This window comes from Acidovorax sp. 210-6 (genome assembly GCF_010020825.1).
Lineage (GTDB): Bacteria > Pseudomonadota > Gammaproteobacteria > Burkholderiales > Burkholderiaceae_C > Simplicispira > Simplicispira sedimenti.
Map to the genome: position 1 here is coordinate 2,479,924 of NZ_JAACJE010000001.1, position 17,632 is coordinate 2,497,555.

The 17,632-nt window shown below is 70.3% G+C and carries 15 protein-coding genes and 1 riboswitch; of the genes, 3 read left to right on the forward strand and 12 right to left on the reverse strand.

Annotated elements, in window-relative coordinates; translation table 11 throughout:
• Window positions 1-218 precede the first annotated feature (218 nt).
• From GWK50_RS11450 to GWK50_RS11500, 11 genes are all read right to left on the reverse strand, one after another.
• Window positions 219-722 (reverse strand): DnaA/Hda family protein, encoded by a 504-nt coding sequence (locus tag GWK50_RS11450; protein ID WP_162016628.1) that lies wholly within the window; start codon window positions 720-722, stop codon window positions 219-221.
• 61 nt (window positions 723-783) lie between these two features.
• The gene (locus GWK50_RS11455; protein ID WP_162016629.1) at window positions 784-1,785 is read right to left on the reverse strand and encodes an aminotransferase class I/II-fold pyridoxal phosphate-dependent enzyme; all 1,002 of its coding nucleotides are present in this window, start codon (window positions 1,783-1,785) and stop codon (window positions 784-786) included.
• Complete coding sequence (gene cbiB / locus GWK50_RS11460) at window positions 1,778-2,863, reverse strand: adenosylcobinamide-phosphate synthase CbiB (protein ID WP_162016630.1); 1,086 nt, start codon at window positions 2,861-2,863, stop codon at window positions 1,778-1,780. Before cbiB ends, GWK50_RS11455 begins: the two co-directional genes overlap by 8 nt.
• 18 nt (window positions 2,864-2,881) lie before the next feature.
• Window positions 2,882-3,451, reverse strand: coding sequence for a cob(I)yrinic acid a,c-diamide adenosyltransferase (cobO, locus tag GWK50_RS11465; RefSeq protein ID WP_162016631.1), 570 nt, complete (start codon window positions 3,449-3,451; stop codon window positions 2,882-2,884).
• A 21-nt stretch (window positions 3,452-3,472) separates the two neighbouring features.
• Complete coding sequence (gene cobN / locus GWK50_RS11470; RefSeq protein WP_162016632.1) at window positions 3,473-7,615, reverse strand: cobaltochelatase subunit CobN; 4,143 nt, start codon at window positions 7,613-7,615, stop codon at window positions 3,473-3,475.
• Window positions 7,616-7,630: 15 nt separating this feature from the next.
• A complete protein-coding gene (locus tag GWK50_RS11475; protein WP_162018092.1) occupies window positions 7,631-8,416 on the reverse strand; it encodes an ABC transporter ATP-binding protein in 786 nt (261 codons plus the stop codon).
• Between the two features lie 11 nt (window positions 8,417-8,427).
• The gene (locus tag GWK50_RS11480) at window positions 8,428-9,525 is read right to left on the reverse strand and encodes an iron ABC transporter permease (protein ID WP_162018093.1); all 1,098 of its coding nucleotides are present in this window, start codon (window positions 9,523-9,525) and stop codon (window positions 8,428-8,430) included.
• Between the two features lie 8 nt (window positions 9,526-9,533).
• Complete coding sequence (locus tag GWK50_RS11485; protein ID WP_162016633.1) at window positions 9,534-10,460, reverse strand: helical backbone metal receptor; 927 nt, start codon at window positions 10,458-10,460, stop codon at window positions 9,534-9,536.
• Window positions 10,457-11,053, reverse strand: a complete 597-nt coding sequence (locus GWK50_RS11490; RefSeq protein ID WP_162016634.1) for a bifunctional adenosylcobinamide kinase/adenosylcobinamide-phosphate guanylyltransferase — start codon at window positions 11,051-11,053, stop codon at window positions 10,457-10,459. The genes GWK50_RS11485 and GWK50_RS11490 overlap by 4 nt, the downstream gene beginning before the upstream one ends.
• On the reverse strand, window positions 11,050-12,396 hold the full coding sequence (locus GWK50_RS11495) for a cobyrinate a,c-diamide synthase (RefSeq protein ID WP_162016635.1): 1,347 nt from the start codon (window positions 12,394-12,396) through the stop codon (window positions 11,050-11,052). Before GWK50_RS11495 ends, GWK50_RS11490 begins: the two co-directional genes overlap by 4 nt.
• An 8-nt stretch (window positions 12,397-12,404) precedes the next feature.
• Window positions 12,405-14,318, reverse strand: coding sequence for a TonB-dependent receptor (locus tag GWK50_RS11500; RefSeq protein ID WP_162016636.1), 1,914 nt, complete (start codon window positions 14,316-14,318; stop codon window positions 12,405-12,407).
• Between the two features lie 82 nt (window positions 14,319-14,400).
• Window positions 14,401-14,640, reverse strand: a riboswitch (cobalamin riboswitch).
• A gap of 35 nt (window positions 14,641-14,675) precedes the next feature.
• Between GWK50_RS11500 and GWK50_RS11505 the strand changes: the two genes are divergently transcribed.
• From GWK50_RS11505 to GWK50_RS11515, 3 genes are all read left to right on the forward strand, one after another.
• Entirely contained in the window at window positions 14,676-14,897 is a 222-nt protein-coding gene (locus GWK50_RS11505; RefSeq protein WP_162016637.1) for a DUF904 domain-containing protein, read from the forward strand.
• Complete coding sequence (locus GWK50_RS11510) at window positions 14,894-15,259, forward strand: cell division protein ZapA (protein WP_162016638.1); 366 nt, start codon at window positions 14,894-14,896, stop codon at window positions 15,257-15,259. The genes GWK50_RS11505 and GWK50_RS11510 overlap by 4 nt, the downstream gene beginning before the upstream one ends.
• A 265-nt stretch (window positions 15,260-15,524) precedes the next feature.
• The gene (locus GWK50_RS11515) at window positions 15,525-16,334 is read left to right on the forward strand and encodes a sulfite exporter TauE/SafE family protein (RefSeq protein WP_162016639.1); all 810 of its coding nucleotides are present in this window, start codon (window positions 15,525-15,527) and stop codon (window positions 16,332-16,334) included.
• 506 nt (window positions 16,335-16,840) lie between these two features.
• Here the strand turns inward: GWK50_RS11515 and cysE are convergent.
• Window positions 16,841-17,623, reverse strand: coding sequence for a serine O-acetyltransferase (gene cysE, locus GWK50_RS11520; protein WP_162016640.1), 783 nt, complete (start codon window positions 17,621-17,623; stop codon window positions 16,841-16,843).
• Window positions 17,624-17,632: the final 9 nt, after the last annotated feature.

Consider the following 17,632-nt stretch of genomic DNA (forward strand, 5'->3'; position numbering starts at 1 on the left):
TACGACAAAATGTGTCGCACAAAGGCAGCCACTGGCAAAGCGCGCAAAGGTTTATCCCTGCCTACGACAGGCTGCTCGTGATGGCGCGCACCTCTGGCGATGTGCAACCGGCCTGCGCTTTGGTGTCCATGGCACCCGAATCTGCCTCGGTGTTCGAAATCAAGAGGGGCTCATGGACCGCCTTGCCACCATCTGCATCCGCCTGAGAAGCCAAGCCATCAATGCAGGCGCACAGCAGTTTGCTGGGCCAGCAGGTCGCACAGCGGCTGCGGGTTGCGGGGCGATGCCGGGTACAGCGTGGCGGTCAGCAAGGTGCGCAAGCCTAGTGCCTGGCGCTCGCGCAACAGCTCGGCAAAAGCCTGCCGTGCTTGGGGCAAGCCCCACAGGCGGTCGGCGTCGTCCAGTGCAAGCAAGTCCTGACCGGCAAAGTGCTGCAGTACGCGGCCCATGTCTGCAAAGTGCAGCCCGGCGGCCACTTCCTGCGCCCATTGCGTGGCCGACAGGCAGGCAATGCTGTCAATGGCCCCGTTGCAACGCGCATGCTGCGCCAGGGCATGGAGCAAGTGGGTTTTGCCGCTGCCCGGCGGCCCTGCCAACACCAGGGTGCGGAGTGCGGGGCGCTCTTGCGCCACAAAGCGGATGCCTGCCGCACGCGCATGCTGGCTGCTACGCCGGGGTACAAAGCTGGCCAGCGTCCACTGGCGCCGGGGGTGGTAAAGCATGGTGCGATCCTCCTGCTGCTCAAATGCGCAGCTTAGGCGCGGCCTGCGACAAATTGCGCCGCTAAGCAGCCACTGCGGCGAATCGCTCCCAGGCCTGGTGCAGCGCATCCTGCGACTCCGGCGCCAGCACGCCCATACGCACCACGCCCGGTAGGCCGAACGAGGCGCAGTCGCGCAGTTTGATGCCCTGCACTCGCAGGGCGTGCAGCAGCGCGGGCAGATCGGCCACCGGGGGCCGCGCGCAGAAGTAGTTGGCCTGGCTGCCGGGCAGCACCTGCCAGCCCAGCGCGGTGCACAGGGCGATCTGGCGGTGTTTCCATTCGCGCAGGCGGGGCAGGCCATCGGCCAGCCATTGCTGCGTCGTGGGTTGTACCCAGGCCTGCAACAGCGCCACGCCGTGTGCGCCGGTGGGCCACGAAGGGGCCAGGGCGGCCAGATCGGCGGCGTCGGCATCAGCGCCTTGGGGGGCAATGGCGTAGGCCGCGCGCACCCCCGTCAGGCCCAGGGCCTTGTTGGGCGACCAGAGTTGCCAGCAGATGGGTGGCGGCGCGGGGTGGGTGTGCAGGCGCAGCGGCTGGTAGGCGCAGTCGAGCACGCGCAGGGTCTGGGCCGGATCGCCTGCCGCTGGCCACGCGGCCAGCGCCGCGTCGGCCTGGCCCAGGGGGCTGGAGGGCTCGCAGGCCCAGTGCAGCCCTGCCGTGGCATGGGGCTCAGTGTGCACAGCCAGACTCCGGGCGCGTGCAGCCTGGGCGTAGTCGCCGTAGCCATGCGGGGGCACCGCCACGGCGCGCACGCCTCGCTGTGCGGCCAGTGCGGTGATGCGGTGGATGAATTCACTCGCACTGCCCGCCAGCACGATGCGCGCGGCCTCCACGCCATGGAAGGCGGCGAGCTGCGCGCGCAGGTCGGTGTAGGCAGGGTCGGGGTAGCGCGTGGCGTCGGCCTGTTGCACGGCAGCCAGCGCCAGGGGGCACGGGCCGCAGGCGTTGCTGTTGGTGGAAAAGTCGTGCGGCGCGGCGCCCAGTGCGTCTGTGCCGCCATGCACGGGGAGCAGGTCAGCCATACCAACGCCCCATCGTGCAGCCCAGCACCAGGCCCAGCACGGCCAGCGCCACCAGGCGCTGAACCATTCGGCCCGCCAGGCGCCGTGCGCGGCGGGCGTCCAGCGGCGTGGGGCTTCGGCCTGCGCTGTGCAGGCGGTACACGCCGGGTTTGGTCAGGCGTACGTTCAGCGCCAACGCCATGGCGGCCATGGGCCAGCCGCTGTTGGGCGAGGGGGTCTTGCGCGCCTCGCGCAGCAGGGCAGACAGGCGCTGGGCCGGGGCGGGCAGTACCAGCAGCAAGGCGGTGATGCGCGCGGGCAGCCAGGAGAGCACGTCGTCGGCCCGCGCCGCCCATTTGCCGGCCCAGTGCCAGTAGCGCCCGCCGCGCATGCCGCGGTAGCCCCACATGGCGTCGGCGGTGTTGGCCATGCGGTAGAGCGCGGCGCCGGGCAGGCCCGCCACGGCAAACCAGAACAGCGGTGCCACGACCGAGTCGTTGAGGTTTTCGGCGAGCGATTCGATGGCGCTCTCGCGCACCTCGCTGGCGCTGAGCTGCGCCACGTCGCGGCTGACGAGGAAGGACAGGCGCTCGCGCCCGGCCTCCAGCGATTGGTCCAGCGCTGCGTTCACCGCGCGCACCTCCTGGACCAGAAATCCAAAGGACAGCAACGGCTTGAGCAGCACGCCCAGCAGCAGCGCCGCCATGAGCAGGCGCAGCGTGGCAATGACGACCGAGGTCTCGCCCAGCGCCAGCCCCGGCATATCGACCACCGCCGTGCACACCGTGACAGGGGCGCCCCACACCGCCAGCACCAGCGCCTGGAGCACGGCATATGCTACAAAAACAATAGCTGCCAGCGCACACCAGGCAAGCGCTCCAAGCCAAAATTGCTTTGAATTTTGTGTATTTGGCGTGCTGGGCGCGACCCGTTCCCCCAGCAACTTGAGAGCCGAGCCCATCCACACCACCGGGTGCCAGCGCAAGGGCGGTTCGCCCCACAGGCGGTCCACCGCCAGCGCCACCAGCACGGCCAGCGCCAGCAACACAGTGCCCTGCCCTGCATGGGCGGCGAAGGGATGAAACCAGTGCCAATGCATGGTGGTCCGCCCGGTGTGTCAGTCCTCGATGCCGCGCTGCGCGGGAATGCCCGCTTGAAAGGCGTGCTTGATGAGCTTCATCTCCGTCACCGTGTCGGCAATGGCAATGATTTCCTCCGGGCAGCGCCGGCCTGTGAGGCACACATGCACGTCCTTGGGCCGCGCTGCCAGGGTGTCGAGCACGTCCTGCAGCGGCAGCCAGCCGTAGATCAGCGGGTAGGTGATTTCGTCAAGCACCACCAGAAAGCGCTCGCCACTGAGGATGTCGGCACGCGCCTTGGCCCAGCCGTCGCGTGCGAGCTGGGCGGAGTGCTCCAGGTCCTTGCTCTTCCAGCTGAAGCCATCGCCCAGGCCCTCGATCGGCAGGCCGATCTGCTCGAACATGCGGTGCTCGCCAAAGCGCGCGCTGGGCACTTTCATGAACTGGTACACCTTGACCGCCTTGCCGCGCCCATGCGCGCGCAGCGCCAGGCCGAAGGCGGCCGTGCTCTTGCCCTTGCCATCGCCGGTGTTGACGATGACCAGGCCGCGGCGCTCGCCCTCAGCCTTGTCGTAGCGTTTCTCGGTGGGTGGGGTTTCGATTTGCATGGCAAAGGTCTTTCAAAAGGATCAGTGGACGGCCGCCGCCAGCACCGGGCCGCGCTGGCGCACCCACTGGCGCAGCGCACCGGCCAACACCACGGCCAGCAGGACCAGCAGCACAAGAAGCTGCGTCTTGCGCTCTGCAGCGCTGGGGTGGGTGAGTGATGGCGGCTGCACCGCTTGCAGCAGCATACCGGTCACCGGCTGCGCCATGCCAGACGCCACCGGGGGCGCCGCCGGGGGGGTGGCCTGGGGCACAGACGGCAACGGCGGTAATGCTGGCGCACGCGCAGGTGCCTCCAGCCCGGCGCCGCGCTCTGGGCGCAGCGCCTGGCGCGGCTCCAGCGCTGGGCCCGCACCGGTTTGCTGCCGCACCCATTGGCGCACCTCGCGCAGCTCCAGGGCCAGGGGAGCGGCCTGGGTCAGTTCGGCATAGGTGCGGGCCAGTTCGGTGCGCGTGGCGGCGTCTGGCTGCCAATGGCCCAGGCGGCTGGCCTGCACCAGGCGTTCCAGCGCCTGCGCGTAGGCCTGCGGGTGCTGGCGCAGCCACTGGGGGGTGCCCAGTTGGTGGCGGTCTTTCACCAGCACGTCAAAAAAACTCTGCCAGTGGTCGGGCCGGATGGTGTCGGGCGCCACGGCCTGCCAACCCCAGGCGAACTGCACGGCCTTGAGTACCTGCAGCGTGCCCGCGTAGCCCTCGGCCTGCTGGGCCTGCAACCAGCCGGGGTGCAGGTAGCGGGACTGCATCTCGCGGGCGATGTTGCGCTGCGCGCTTTCGGTGTGCACCTCGCTGCTGTCGTGCAGCTCGCTCACGTACAGCGCCAGCGCATCCTTCTTTCCCGCCGCCCTGGCGGCCGCCGCCAGGCCACCCAGGTACTGGAAGGGGTCGTCCGAGCTGACCATGGCATACAGGTGCGAGCTGCGCGAGAGCACCGCCGCATCGGCCTGGCGCAGGTGCGCGCCCAGTGCCTGCACCGCATGGGTGCGGGCGACGGCGGGTACAGGCTCGCCGTGGAGGAAAGGTTGGCTCATGCGCTGCAAAAACAGCTCGCCCAGCCGCGGATCGTCGCGGCGCAGGCCACCGTCCTGCACGGCATCGGACAGGCCTGTGCCGTAGTCGCCATCCTGGTTGCCAAAGCTGCGGGCCTGGGCCAGGGCCAGGGCCTGGGCGGCGGGCACGCCCGCGCGGCGCAGCGCACTTTGCACCGCAGCCGTGTTGCGCGCCACGGCGTTGGCGGGCTCGGCGCCTGCGGCCAGGGCGACGGCCTGGTCGATCAGCGCCATGAGGGCCGGAAACTGGTCGCGGTAGGAGCCGGTGACGCTGAGCAGCACATCGACCCGCTCGCGCCCCAGTTGGGCGTGCGGGATCAGTTCCACCCGCTGGGGGCGGCCACTGCTGTCCCACACCGGCCGCACCCCCAGGGCCACCAGTGCCTGCGATTCCATCACGCCCTGATGGCGCAGTGTCTCCCCCGCCCAGAGCGACAGCGCCAGGCGCTGCGGCATGCTGCCGCCATGGGCAGCACGCCAGTCGTCCAGCCACTGCTGGAACAGACGCTGCGCCACTTCGTAGGCCTGGCGCGTGGGCAGGCGGCTGGGGTCCAGGCCGGTGAGGTTGCGGCCCGTGGGCAGGCTGTCGGGGTTGCGGATCGGGTCGCCCCCATAGGCGGCGGTGAGGTAGCGCCCGTCCAGCGCGGCCAGCAGGCCCGGAATCTCGCCTTCGGTGGCCAGCAGGCGCTCAAGCTCCTGCGCACGCAGGGCCAGCGCGTGCAGCGCGGCGGTGTCTATGGGTTGGCGCGCTGCGCGGTTGGGCACAAAGTCCTCGCCGCGCAGCGCGCTGGCACCGTCGCCCGCAGGCGCCGAGGCGGGCTGCGCCGGGCGCAGGTCGAGGCGGCTGGCGGCGTCGGCGTCGCGCAGCGCCACGTCCAGCCAGCGCGCCGGCCGCGCCGTGGCCACGGTGCGGTGGTCGATGAGAAAGGCCTCGTCAATGTCCTCTCCCAGCGCCTCGATCAGGGGCTGGCGCAGCGCCTGCAGAATGGTCTGGCGCCTGCGCGCCTGGCTGGGCACCTCGCCCAGCACGGCCAGGCCCTGCGGCTGGCTGCTTTGCGCCAGGCGATCCAGGTAGGGGTGGAGCTGCTCCAGGTACCCCTCGAAGTCCCGCGCAATCGCATCGGCAGTCCAGCCCAGGTCGCGGTGCAGCTGGTGCTCCACAAACTGTGCAATCAGGCGCCGCTCCAGCTCCTGGCGCGTGGGGCCCGCATCCACGGTTTCCCACTCGTGCATCAATTCATGCATGTGGGCCATGCGGGCATTGAAGCCCGCCGGTGCAAACGCAGGCGTGCGGTGGCTGACCAGTACCGCGCGGCCGCGCCGCTTGGCGGTCAGGGCCTCGCCCAGGTTGTCCACGATGTAGGGGTACACCACCGGAATGTGGCCCGCCGCTGCGCCCAGCGGCAGCCACACGTCGTCCCACACATCAGGGCTGCGGGCCTTGCCGCTGGCCCATTCCTGCGTGCCATGGGTGCCAAAGTGCAGCAGCGCATCCGCCTGCCCCGCCCACAGGTACACGGCGAGGTAGTGGTGCGACAGCGGCGCCTTGCTTTTGTGCATGAAGGGGTTCTGGCCCAGGCGCAGGGTTTCCTCGCGCGGGGGCTGGGGCAGCACCGCGAGCGTACCCACCCGCATGCGCGGAATGACAAAGACCGGCTCCCCTTGCCAATCCAGCACATAGCGGCTGCGCTCAGGCGGGCCCCAGTGGGCCTGGATGCGGGCGCGCACCTCTTGCGGCAAGGCATCAAAGAACTGACGGTAGCGCGCCAAGGGCAGCGCCTCGGCGCGGTCCTGCTCCAGCAGGCTGCGCAACGCGGCGTCGGGGTAGTAAGCCGCCAGCAGGGGTTGCAGGCCCGCGATCCAATCGCCCTCGGGCACCTCCTGCGTGGCGTAGCCCGCCTGCGCCAGCGCGCCCGATACCCGCTGCAAGCTGCGCGGCACGTTCAGGAACGAAGCGCCGAAGTTGCTGCCCCCGGGGGGGTAGTTGTAGACCATGGCCACCAGCGCACGCTGCGCCCTGGGGCGCTCTTGCAAGTTCAGCAGGCGCTGCACGCGGCCCACCACGGCCTGGGCCTGGCGCTCGATGAGCACCGTGCGCCGCCCCTGTTCCGCCGTGGCCGTGACCAGCACCGGATCGACCGCCCCCGCGCCCTCGGGCTGGGCCAGGTAGTAGGGCACATCGGACAGGGGCAGGCCCATGGGGCTTTGCGTCCAGTCGGCCTCGGTGCCGCTGCGCCAGGGCTGCGTGGCCAACAGCGGCACGCCCCAGCGGGCCAGCAGGGGCTGCATGGCCGCGGGCTGGCTGACCAGCTGGTGCAGCACCAGCGCCTGGGGGTGGGCGCTGCCGTCGGCATTTTCCAGCAACGCCTGCAGGCCTGTGGCGTCGAGCTGCTGGCCAAACACGGCATAGGCCCACAGGCCCTGGCGCGCAAACATCCGCAGCCAGGCGTCGAGCCAGGCGGTCTCGCCGTTGACGAAATGGTGGCGGTGCACCAGCACGGCCACGGCAGGCTGGCCCTGCCCCTTGGACTGGGTGGCCTGCCACACCGCCATGGCGCGCGCATCGCCGAGGATGCCGGGCGCATCGGGGTGGTACAGGCCGCGAGCGGGCCAGGGAGCGGGCTCGGGCAGCGCAGGGGGCGGCGCTCCCCGCTGCCACGCATCGGCCAGTTGCCAGGCGTGGCGCAGGTTGGCCGGGCCACCCGCCTGAAGGTAGGCCACCACGCGTTGGGCCATGCTCGGCTCAACGGGCAGCAGGCCTGAGCCCGCAGACACCCACACCACACGGGTATGGGGCGCCGCAGCCAGCAGGGGTTCCAGCACGCGCTGCAAGCGCGCCTGCACGGTGGCGTGGGGCATGTCCACCCACACCTGGTCGGCCTGGGCCAGGGCCGCGCGCCAATGCTGGCGCTGCGGGCCTTCGGGCTCGGCGGGGCCTTGCAGAGGCCATTGCAGGTGCTGCACCTGCCAGCCCAGGCGCTGGCCCTCGCTCTCGACTTGCGCGGTGCGCGCCGCTGGGGTGATGTCTGCGGTCACCCACAGCAGGCGGCCCGCCGCCTGGGCGGCACCGCTGCACACCAGCACGCACAGGGCCAAGCACCAGCGGATCAGGATCGGCATGGGCACGGCAGGCCTTTAAAGCGCGGGCGCACTGGCCGCCAGCACCGGCAGCGCCAGCCACTGCCCGGCCACGCTGTGGATGGCAATGCGCTCGTCAAACACCTGCTCCAGCGCGCGGTGCGTGGCGGCGTCCTGCGCGGCGCCGTGGTGGCGCAGGCGGCCCTGGGCCACCACAGCCACGTCGTCAGCCTGCAGCGCCATGGACAGCTCGTGCAGCACGCTGACCACGGTGCAGCCGCGCGCCACCAGGTCGCGCACCAGTTGCAGCCAGTCGGCCTGGTGCGGGGGGTCGAGGTTGGCCAGGGGTTCGTCCATCAGCAGCACCTGGGCTTGCACGGCCAGCAGGCGCGCCAGCAACACGCGCTGGCGCTCGCCGCCCGAGAGCTGGCCCAGCGGCCGCGCACGCCAGTCCCAGGCCTGGGTGCTGCGCAGGGCCTGTTCGACGGCAGCGTGGTCTGCGGCGGTGGGCGGCTGCATCCAGCCCTGGTGCGGCAGGCGGCCCAGCATGGCCACGTCGTACACGGTCAGGTCGTCGGCGGCGGCTTCGTTCTGGCCCAGCCAGGCCAGGTGCAGGGCACGCTCGCGCCGGGGCCAGGCGTGCAGGTCGCGCCCGTGCAGCAGCACCTGCCCGCTTGCCGCGGGCAACAGGCCCGCCAGCACCCGCAGCAGCGTGGACTTGCCCGCGCCATTGGGGCCGACGATGCTGGTCCAGCGCCCCGCCGCCAGCGCCAACGTGACGCCGTGCAGTATGGAGTGTTTTCCGATTCCAGCGCTTATCTGTTGGGCGCTTATAGCTATCATTTCAGTAGCAATCACAGCAACCCCCTGGTGGCTGTTCTGCGATGCATCAACCAGAGCAGATAGCCCCCGCCGAGCACGGCAGTGAGCACACCCACGGGCAGTTCCTGCGGTGCCAGCAGGCCGCGCGCCAGCAGGTCGGCGCCCGCCAGCAGCGCGCCACCCATCAGGCTGGCCAGCAGCATGAGGCGGCCATGCGTCACGTTGACGGCGGCGCGCACCAGGTGCGGCGCGGCCAGGCCGACAAAGGCAATCAGCCCGGTTTGCGCCACGGCCGTGCCCGTGGCCAGCGCCAGCACGGCCACCAGGGCGGCGCGCAGCGGCGCCAGCCGCAGGCCCAGGCTCAGCGCCGTGGACTCACCCAGCGCCAGCGCATCGAGCACGCGCGACAGGCCCCAGGCCGCCGCCAGGCAGGGCAGCCACACCGCCAGCATGAGCAGGCAGGACGTCCAGCCGACAAAACCGGTGGAGCCGAGCAGGAAGGCCTGCATGGCCTGCAGCGAGTCGGGCGACATGAGCAGGATCAGCGAAGTGCACGCCCCCAGCACCACGCCCACCACCACGCCCGCCAGCAGCAGGCGCAGCGTGTGCTGCACGCCGCGCGCCAGCGCCAGCGTGAGCAGCACCGCCAGCACCGCGCCCGCAAAGGCCGCGCCCGTGAGCCCCAGGCGCACCAGCCAATGGCTGGAATACACCGACACGGCCATGGCCGCGCTGGCCCCGCCCACCATGCCCGCGCCGCCGCCCATGAGCGCCAGCACAGTGGCCACCCCCAGCGATGCGCCCGAGGCGCTGCCCAGCAGGTAGGGGTCGGCCAGCGGGTTGCGGAACAATCCCTGCGCCACGGCGCCCGCCAGGCCCAGCAGCGCCCCGGCGGCCCAGGCCCCCAGGGTGCGCGGCAGGCGGATGTCCCAGACGATCTGCAAGGCCATGGCGCGTTCGGCGGCGTCGCCCTGCCCGCCCCACAGCAGGGGCCAAAGGTTCTCCAGCCCCGTGCTGCCCACGCCCGTGCCCAGCAGCACCAGCAGCCCGCCGAGCAGGGCCAGCAAAGCGCCCAACCCGCGCGCCCAGCCGGGGCTGTGTGCGGGGGATGCCTGCGTGCCCAAAGCCATGGTGCCGCTCACTGCGCGCCTCCGCGCGTGGGCTTGGCCGCTGCGCCGCCCGCATGGCGCTCCAGGCAGGCGGCCATGAGGCGCGCCGCCTCGGCCATGCGCGGGCCAGGGCGGATGAGCACGTCGGACTCTTCGGGCGTGAACACGCACAGGCGCTGCCCGCGCAGCGCGCGCATCTGGCCCCAGCCGGGCCGCGCGGCCAGGCCCTCGGCACTGCGCGCGCCGACCATGATGAGGTCGGGGTCAGCGCGCACCACGAATTCGGGGTTGAGCTTGGGGAAGGGCCCCAACGCATCCGGCAGGATGTTGCGCGCGCCCAGGCGCGTGAGGGTTTCGCCAATGAAGGAGCCCGGCCCGGCTCCAAACGGGCCCGGGTTGACCTCGAAATAGACGCGCGCACCACGCGCCTGCGGGCTGAGCGACTGCGCCGCCGCCTGCACGCCCGCGTCGGTGGCGCGCCAGACGCGCTGCGCATCGGGCACGCCCAGCAACTGGCCGACCTTGCCCAGCACGCGCTGCACGTCCGCGTGGGTCTTGGGCTCCAGCGCGACCGCGGGAATGCCCAGCGATTCGAGCCGCGCCGCCGCGCGCGAGGAGGTGGCCATGAGCACCACGTCGGGCCGCAGCGCGACGATGGCCTCGATGTTCGGGTCCAGCCCGCCACCTACCTGGGGGAGCTTGCGCACGCTCTCGGGCCAGTTGGTGTAGCGGTCCACACCCACCAGGCGCTGGCATTGATCCAGCGCGCACACGGTTTCGGCCAGCGAGGGCAGCAGGCTCACGATGCGTTGCGGTGTGCGCGCCAGCTGGACGGTACGGCCCCGGTCGTCGGTAAGTTGCACGCCCTGCGCGCGCGCCGTGCCCCACATCAGCAGCAGCAGCATGAGCAGCACGGCCACCACGATCACGATGCGTTTGACAGGTGTGGGATTCATACGGTCTCTTTCAGGATCAGCGGCAGCCCGGCTGCCATGAGGGTGACGCGCGCGCACACCTGCGCCACCTGCTGGTTGAGCTGGCCCAGCGCATCGACGAAGGCACGCACCTCGCGCCCCAGTGGGATGACGCCCAGGCCGATTTCGTTGCCCACCAGCACTACCGGGCCTGGAGCTTGCTCAAGCGCTATCAAAAACATAGCTGCTTGCGCTTGCCAGTTATGCGCTAGAGCCTTTTTTTGTTCAAAATCCATGGAATCCGCTCCTGAGGGCATGGTCCAGTTCGTGAGCCACAGCGTGAGGCAGTCCACCACCAGCAGGGTGTGCGCCTGGCTATGGAGGGCGATGGCGCCAGCCAGGTCGCGCGGCTCCTCCAGCGTGGCCAGGCCGGGCACGCGCTCGGCGCGGTCGCGCTGGTGGCGCGCGATGCGCGCGCGCATCTCGTCGTCCCAGGGCTCGGCGGTGGCGATGAGCAGCGCGCGGTGCTGTGGCGAGCGCGCCAGCCAGTGGCGCGCGAGCAGTTCGGCGCGGCGCGACTTGCCGCTCTTTTGCCCGCCGAGGATGAGTTCGCTGCGCGCGATGCTTTCGGTCATGCGCCCTCCCCGCCCAGCAGGTGCGCCACGGCGCGCGGGCTGGAGGCAAACCAGGCATGGAAGTAGCTGGCGTGCAGGCTGCCCACGCGGTACAGCGCCTCGCCGGCGTCCGGCGCGCTGGCCTCGCCAGGCCGGCTGCTGCGCGCGACGACCGGCGCGCTGCTGGCCAACGTGGAGTAATGGAAGGTGTGGCCGCGCAGCAGCTCACCCGCCACGGGCAACTGCTGTGGCCCCAGGCCCGCCAGACGCTTGTTCAGCGTGGCCTGGCCGGGCAGCAGGCCCAACAGCGGCTGCACCGTGCCGTCCGGCAGTTGCACCGATTCGCACAGCGCCACCATGCCGCCGCACTCGGCCCACAGGGGCAGGCCCGCGTTCAGGTGGCGCAGCAGGTCGGCGCGCAGGCCGGTGTTGGCGGCGATGCGCGCGGCGTGCAGTTCGGGGTAGCCGCCGGGCAGCCACACGGCATCGCAGGGCGGCAGCCGGTCGCCGGCCAGGGGCGAGAAGAAGCACAGGCGCGCGCCCAGTTCCTCCAGCGTCTGCAGATTGGCGGCGTAGAGGAAGCTGAAGGCCGCGTCACGCGCCACGGCCACGGTGCGGCCCGCCAGCAGCGGCGGCACGGCCTCGGTGGCCTGGGGCACAGGGAAATCCACGGCCCAGCGTTGCAGGTCGGCGGAACCCATCTGGCCCAGCGGCGTGGCGGCCAGGGCATCGGCGGCGGCGTCCAGGCGCTGCAGGGCATCACCCAACTCGTGCGCGGCGACCAGACCCAGGTGGCGCTCGGGCAGCAGCGCGGGGCCCTCGCCCAGCGTGATGCGCGCCAGCGCGCCCAGCCAGTCCTGCGGGTCGCGCAGGCCGACGCGCAGCATGTCGGCATGGCGCGCGCTGCCCACGCGGTTGGCCAGCACCCCGGCCCAGGGCAGGCCGGGCCGGTAGTCGCGCAGCCCATGGGCCAGCGCGCCGAAGGTGCCCGCCATGGCCGAGGCATCGACCACGGCCAGCACGGGCACGCCGAAGCGCTGGGCCAGGTCGGCGGCGCTCGGGTCGCCGTCGAACAGGCCCATCACGCCCTCGATGAGGAGCAGGTCGGCCTCGAGCGCGGCATCGTGCAGGCGCCGGGCGCAGTCCTGCGCGCCATTGATCCACAGGTCCAGCGAGTGCACCGGCGCGCCGCTGGCCAGTTCATGCCAGTGCGGGTCGAGAAAATCCGGCCCGCACTTGAACACGCGCACGCGCCGCCCCTGCCGCGCGTGCAGCCGCGCCAGCGCGGCCGTCACCGTGGTCTTGCCCTGGCCCGAGGCCGGGGCGGCGATCAGCAATGCGGGGCAGGATGCGTGCGTGGACATGGCGAGGCCTACTGCGGTGCCCACTTCAGGCCGACGTAGAACGTGCGGCCGGGCGTGGCGTAGGTGCGCGCCAGTTCGTAGGCCTTGTCGCCCAGGTTGTCGATGCGTGCCAGCAGCGTGTAGTCGCGCGCCAGGCGGGTGCTGGCGTAGAGGTTGACGAGCGCATAGCCACCCAGCACGTTGGTGTTGGCCGCATTGTCGAAGCGGCGGCCCGAGGCCTGCAGCTCGGCGCCCAACGTCCAACCCGCCAGTTGCGCGTCGGCGCCGAAGGTGGCGTGGCGCTTGGCGCGGCGTGCCAGTTGCTTGCCGTTGGCCAGGTCGCGCGGGTTCTGCAGGTCGATGGAGCCGTGCCATTGCACGCCCGCCCAGTGGTGCGAGGCCGCAAGCGTCAGGCCCTCGTACTGCGCGCGCGCCACATTGGCGTAGCAGCCGAAGGTGGACGCACAGGGGCCCGCGCCGCTGAACAGAATCAGGTTGCTGAGCCGGTTGCGGTACACGGTGGCCGAGAAGCTGCTGCGGCCCTGGGCGTAGCGCAAGCCCAGTTCGGCGTTGTGGCTGGTCTCGGGCCGCAGGGTGGCCACGCCGTATTCACTGAAGCGCTGGTACAGCGTGGGGGCACGGAAGGCCGTACCCACCGACGCCGTGGCGCGCCATTGCGGCGTGAGCGCGTAGCCGTAGGCCAGGCTGCCTGTGCCCTTGCCGCCGAATTCGCTGTCGTCGTCGTGCCGCACATTGATCTGCACGGTGTGGCCGCCCGCGTTGTAGCCGTAGCCCAGCGCCAGGGCGTCTTGCGAGCGGCTGCGGTTCAGCGTGGTGCTCCAGGCATCCAGTGCAGGGTTGTTCAGGTGGTCTTCGCGGCGCTCCAGCGCGGCGCTGAAGCGGTGCGCGCCCAGGCGGTAGTCGTTCTGCCACAGGTAGCCGCGCAGGTTGGTCTCGGTGCGGTAGGGCGAGGGGGTGGTTTCGTAGCGCGTGGCCGCATCGGTGACCGACACGCGGGTGCTGTAGGCCTGGGTCCACTGCGCGGCCCAGTTCAGCCCCGCCGTGCGAAGGCGGCTGTGGTTGCGGTCGTCCACCGGGCTGGCAGGCTTGTGCGTGAAACCGTCGTAGGCAGAATTCATGCGGCTAGCCAGCAGGGTGGCGTCGAGCTTGTGGCTGGCATTGACCTGGTAGCCCAGGCGAGCGTGGCCCGAGGTGCTGCGGTAGCCGTCACGGTCGGGGTTGTGCGCGCCGCTGGTCTTGGCGTCAAAGCCGTCGCTGCGCGCATGGGCCAGGCCCAGGGAATAGTCCAGCGCCTTGTCGGCACCTATGGCGCCGCTGATGCCGGCCTCCAGCTTGCGCGTGCCCTGGCTGCCCAGGCCCACGCCCACGTAGGGCGCCGCAGCGCCCTCGCCCTTGCGCGTGAAAAGCTGGATCACGCCACCGATGGCGTCCGATCCGTACACCGCCGCAGCGGGGCCGCGCAGCACTTCGATGCGCTCGATCTGCGCCAGCGGGATCTGCTCCCACTGCGCGCCGCCGGTGGACTGCGAGTCCACCCGCACTCCGTCGATATAGACAGCCGTGAAGCGTGTTTCGGCACCGCGCACGAAAAGGCTGGTGGCATTGCCCACACCGCCGTTGCGCGAGATTTCGATGCCGGGCAGGCGCGCCAGCACGTCGGCGACGCCGGTGGCGCCGCTGGCCTCGATGGTTTCGCGGTCCACGATGGACACGTCGGCCACCAGGTCGGAAAGGGGCTGTTCAGTTCGGGTGGCGGTCACCACCATGTCCTGCAGCGAAGGCATGCGTGCGTTCTGCGCCAGCAGCAGGGGCTGCATGGGCTGTTCTGCATGGGCTGCGCAGGCGGCAGCAAGGGACAGCACGGCAAAAGCGCATGGGCGCAGCGACAGAGCACGGCGCACGCAAGAAGAGGGCTTGTTCATGGAAATACAACGGAATCGGCAAGCTACCTGCGCCGGCTTCCCCGCCGGCAAATAGGCGATACGGCCGCGCAGCGCCTGGGGCGCGCACAACCACCGTGTTGGCCGGTATCCGGGCTGGCGGCACGCCCTCCAACGCCTTCCCAGGCGCTTGTTCAAGGCGCCCAGTGGCTGTGTGTTGAAGAGTGAATCGGGTGATTCGTCCGCTGACCGTTGCGGGGGCAGCGCAGGCTGGGTGCCGCCATCGCTGGCGGCTACCTCCCTGCTTCCCGTTGAACTGCGGCATGTGAACCACACCGCGAGCACCAACCCGGCGATTTTACGGCGCTTTGCCGGGCAACTGCCTACAATCCGGCGGGTATGGCCGCACCGTCCCCCCAAGACCTGATCGCCGAGCGCGTGGAACGCCTGCTGGTGCGCTACGAGCAGTTGCAGCACACCAATGCGCTGATGGCACAGCAAATTGCCACGCTCACACAAGAGCGCGACTCGCTGCGTTCGCGCCTGCAGGCCGCACGCCATCGCATTGACGTGCTCATCGAGCGCCTGCCCACCACCCCCGCTCCCGAGGACAACGCATGAAGCAGCTCGAAGTGCAAATCATGCAGCAGAGCTATCTGCTGGGCTGCCCCGAGGGCCGCGAGGCGCGCCTGCTGGACGCCGTGGAGCGCGTGGACACCGCCATGACGCGCATCCGCGATGCAGGCAAGGTGCGGGCACGCGAGCGCATCGCTGTGCTGGCGGCGCTGAACCTGGCTTTTGAGCTGGCCGACCGCGAAGCCGCCGAGCTGGCGGCTGCGGCGCACGTCCCCCCCCTGTCGGCGGCAGCCCCCATGGGCACCACCGGTACCGATGCGGCAATGCTCCCCCAGAGCACGGAGCGCCTGCAGGCGCTGGTGCAGCGCATCGACGATGTGCTGGGCAGCGACGGGCACCTGCTCTGAACACCGTCTTTGGCCGTCCCAAACGTCCTACAATGGCAGCGTCTGCAGTGCTGCCGGGTTTAATTTCCTTGAACCAATGCTCTTAGAGCCCGGGCTTGGTACATTGCCTGATGAGCGTGATCGTCTCGCGTCAGATGAACCCAACGTCAGGTTGCCCTCGCCCCCCTGAACCCCCGGTTCAGGATGACGGCCCGGTGGCATTTGCAGACACCTATTTCTGCGGCGCGCAACCCATGCGCGCCCACCCCTCTCTCCCCCCATTCCCATGGACCTGCTCTTGATCGCCGAACTGGCCCTGCTGGGCCTGGGCACAGGTTTTCTGGCCGGTCTGCTGGGCATTGGCGGTGGCATGGTGCTGGTGCCCTTTCTGACCCACATCCTGAGCAAGCAGGGCGTGGAGCCGGGCCTGGCCGTCAAGATGGCGATTGCCACCTCCATGGCCACCATCGTGTTCACCTCTCTCTCCAGCGTGCGCGCCCACCACCAACGTGGCGCCGTGCGCTGGGACCTCGTGCAGCGCCTGGCCCCCGGCATAGTGCTGGGCAGCCTGGCCGCCAGCCTGGGGGTGTTTGCCCTGCTCAAGGGCGGGTTCCTGGCGGTGTTCTTTGCCCTGTTCGTGGGCTTTTCCGCCTGGCAGATGCTGCGCAACAAAAAACCCGCCCCGTCGCGCCAGATGCCTGGCACCGCTGGCCAGCTGGCAGCGGGCGGCACCATTGGCTTCCTGTCGGGCATGGTGGGCGCAGGGGGCGGCTTCATCAGCGTGCCCTTCATGGTCTGGTGCAACGTCCCCATCCACCAGGCCGTGGCCACCAGCGCCGCGCTGGGCTTTCCGATCGCGCTGGCCAATGCGTCGGGCTATGTGCTGGGCGGCATGGGGCTGGCGGGCCTGCCCCCGGCATCGCTGGGCTATGTGTGGCTACCGGCACTGGGCGTGATTGCCGCCTGCAGCGTGCTCACCGCCCCTCTGGGCGCACGCTCCGCGCACCAGTGGCCGGTGGACCGCTTGCGGCGCGTGTTTGCCCTGTTGCTCGTGGTACTGGCCAGCTACATGCTGTGGAAAGGGCTTTCGGCCTGAGGCGGGCATACAGGCGGCTGCGTTTTGTGAATTTGCAAACGCTGGGGGCGCATTTGCAGCGCTTGGTGTGATGCCTTTTAACGAAGCGAGCGCTGCGCCTTTTGCGTGAGTTGCTGGCCGGGTCTCGCCCCGGCGGGCGACTCACTTTCTTTCGCTTCGCCAAAAGAAAGTCACCAAAGAAAGGGCGACCCTGCAGGCCGCGTCCCTCCGCTTCGCTGCGGGCAACCTGCGGTGCTCGCGGCCAGCGGGGTCTCGCTCGAACTCGCGCCTGCGGCGCTCAGACAATCGCGAGCCCTGATCCGCTGGCCGCTGCGCTCCTCGGCGCATCCTGAAGGGAGGGTGCCAGCCCAAGAGCCCCGACGCAGGTTTGCCCCGCAGCGCAGCGCAGGGGTCGCAGACTGTGGGTCGCCTTTTCTTTGGTGACTTTCTTTTGGCGAAGCAAAAGAAAGTTACTGCGCCGCCGGGCGCACATCCCGGCCAGCCGCCCTCAGCAAAGCCCCCAAAACCTACTTCCCCACCAGATCGTTGAGCTTGCCCGCCTCGAACTGCTCTTTCAGCGCGGCATCATCGGGCACGCAATCCCCTGTCTTGACGCAGTCCGACAGCTTTTCGATCGCCTGCCACAGCAGCGCAATCTGATGCTCCTGCGAAGCCGCGCTGTCGATCAGCCCGCGCATGGCCAGCGAGAGCGGATCGTCTTCTTGCGTGATGCCGTAGGCCGTGAACTGCGGCTTGGGCTTGGCGTCCTCGGTCACGTCGGCGCTGTGGCCTTCCTTGGACGGGATGATGCGCGCCGGTATGCCCACCGCCGTGGCGCCGGCAGGCACGGGCTTGATGACCACGGCATTGCTGCCTATTTTTGCCCCGTCGCCCACCTCGAAACCGCCCAGCACCTTGGCGCCTGCGCTCACCACCACATCCTTGCCCAGCGTGGGGTGGCGCTTGGTGCCCTTGTAGAGCGATGTACCGCCCAGCGTAACGCCCTGGTAAATGGTGCAGCCGTCGCCGATCTCGGCGGTCTCGCCCACCACCACGCCCATGGCATGGTCGAAGAACACGCGCTCGCCGATCTTGGCGCCCGGGTGGATTTCAATGCCGGTGAACCAGCGCGCCAGGTGCGAAATAAAGCGCCCCAGCCACTTGAGGCCATGCGTCCAGCACCAGTGCGCCGGGCGGTGCAGCCAGATGGCGTGCAGGCCGGGGTAACAGGTGATGACCTCCCAGGTGCTGCGGGCCGCGGGGTCGCGGTCGAGGATGCACTGGATGTCGGAGCGCAGACGGGCAAACATCTGTTGTCG

Bases quoted from the DNA above. Each gene is read 5' to 3' on its own strand.
- GWK50_RS11500 (WP_162016636.1), bottom strand. From the start codon at position 14,318: ATGAACAAGCCCTCTTCTTGCGTGCGCCGTGCTCTGTCGCTGCGCCCA.
- GWK50_RS11455 (WP_162016629.1), bottom strand. From the start codon at position 1,785: ATGGCTGACCTGCTCCCCGTGCATGGCGGCACAGACGCACTGGGCGCC.
- cobN (WP_162016632.1), bottom strand. From the start codon at position 7,615: ATGCCGATCCTGATCCGCTGGTGCTTGGCCCTGTGCGTGCTGGTGTGC.
- cysE (WP_162016640.1), bottom strand. From the start codon at position 17,623: ATGTTTGCCCGTCTGCGCTCCGACATCCAGTGCATCCTCGACCGCGAC.
- GWK50_RS11495 (WP_162016635.1), bottom strand. From the start codon at position 12,396: ATGTCCACGCACGCATCCTGCCCCGCATTGCTGATCGCCGCCCCGGCC.
- GWK50_RS11490 (WP_162016634.1), bottom strand. From the start codon at position 11,053: ATGACCGAAAGCATCGCGCGCAGCGAACTCATCCTCGGCGGGCAAAAG.
- GWK50_RS11475 (WP_162018092.1), bottom strand. From the start codon at position 8,416: ATGATAGCTATAAGCGCCCAACAGATAAGCGCTGGAATCGGAAAACAC.
- cbiB (WP_162016630.1), bottom strand. From the start codon at position 2,863: ATGCATTGGCACTGGTTTCATCCCTTCGCCGCCCATGCAGGGCAGGGC.
- GWK50_RS11505 (WP_162016637.1), top strand. From the start codon at position 14,676: ATGGCCGCACCGTCCCCCCAAGACCTGATCGCCGAGCGCGTGGAACGC.
- GWK50_RS11480 (WP_162018093.1), bottom strand. From the start codon at position 9,525: ATGGCTTTGGGCACGCAGGCATCCCCCGCACACAGCCCCGGCTGGGCG.
- GWK50_RS11450 (WP_162016628.1), bottom strand. From the start codon at position 722: ATGCTTTACCACCCCCGGCGCCAGTGGACGCTGGCCAGCTTTGTACCC.
- GWK50_RS11485 (WP_162016633.1), bottom strand. From the start codon at position 10,460: ATGAATCCCACACCTGTCAAACGCATCGTGATCGTGGTGGCCGTGCTG.
- cobO (WP_162016631.1), bottom strand. From the start codon at position 3,451: ATGCAAATCGAAACCCCACCCACCGAGAAACGCTACGACAAGGCTGAG.
- GWK50_RS11510 (WP_162016638.1), top strand. From the start codon at position 14,894: ATGAAGCAGCTCGAAGTGCAAATCATGCAGCAGAGCTATCTGCTGGGC.
- GWK50_RS11515 (WP_162016639.1), top strand. From the start codon at position 15,525: ATGGACCTGCTCTTGATCGCCGAACTGGCCCTGCTGGGCCTGGGCACA.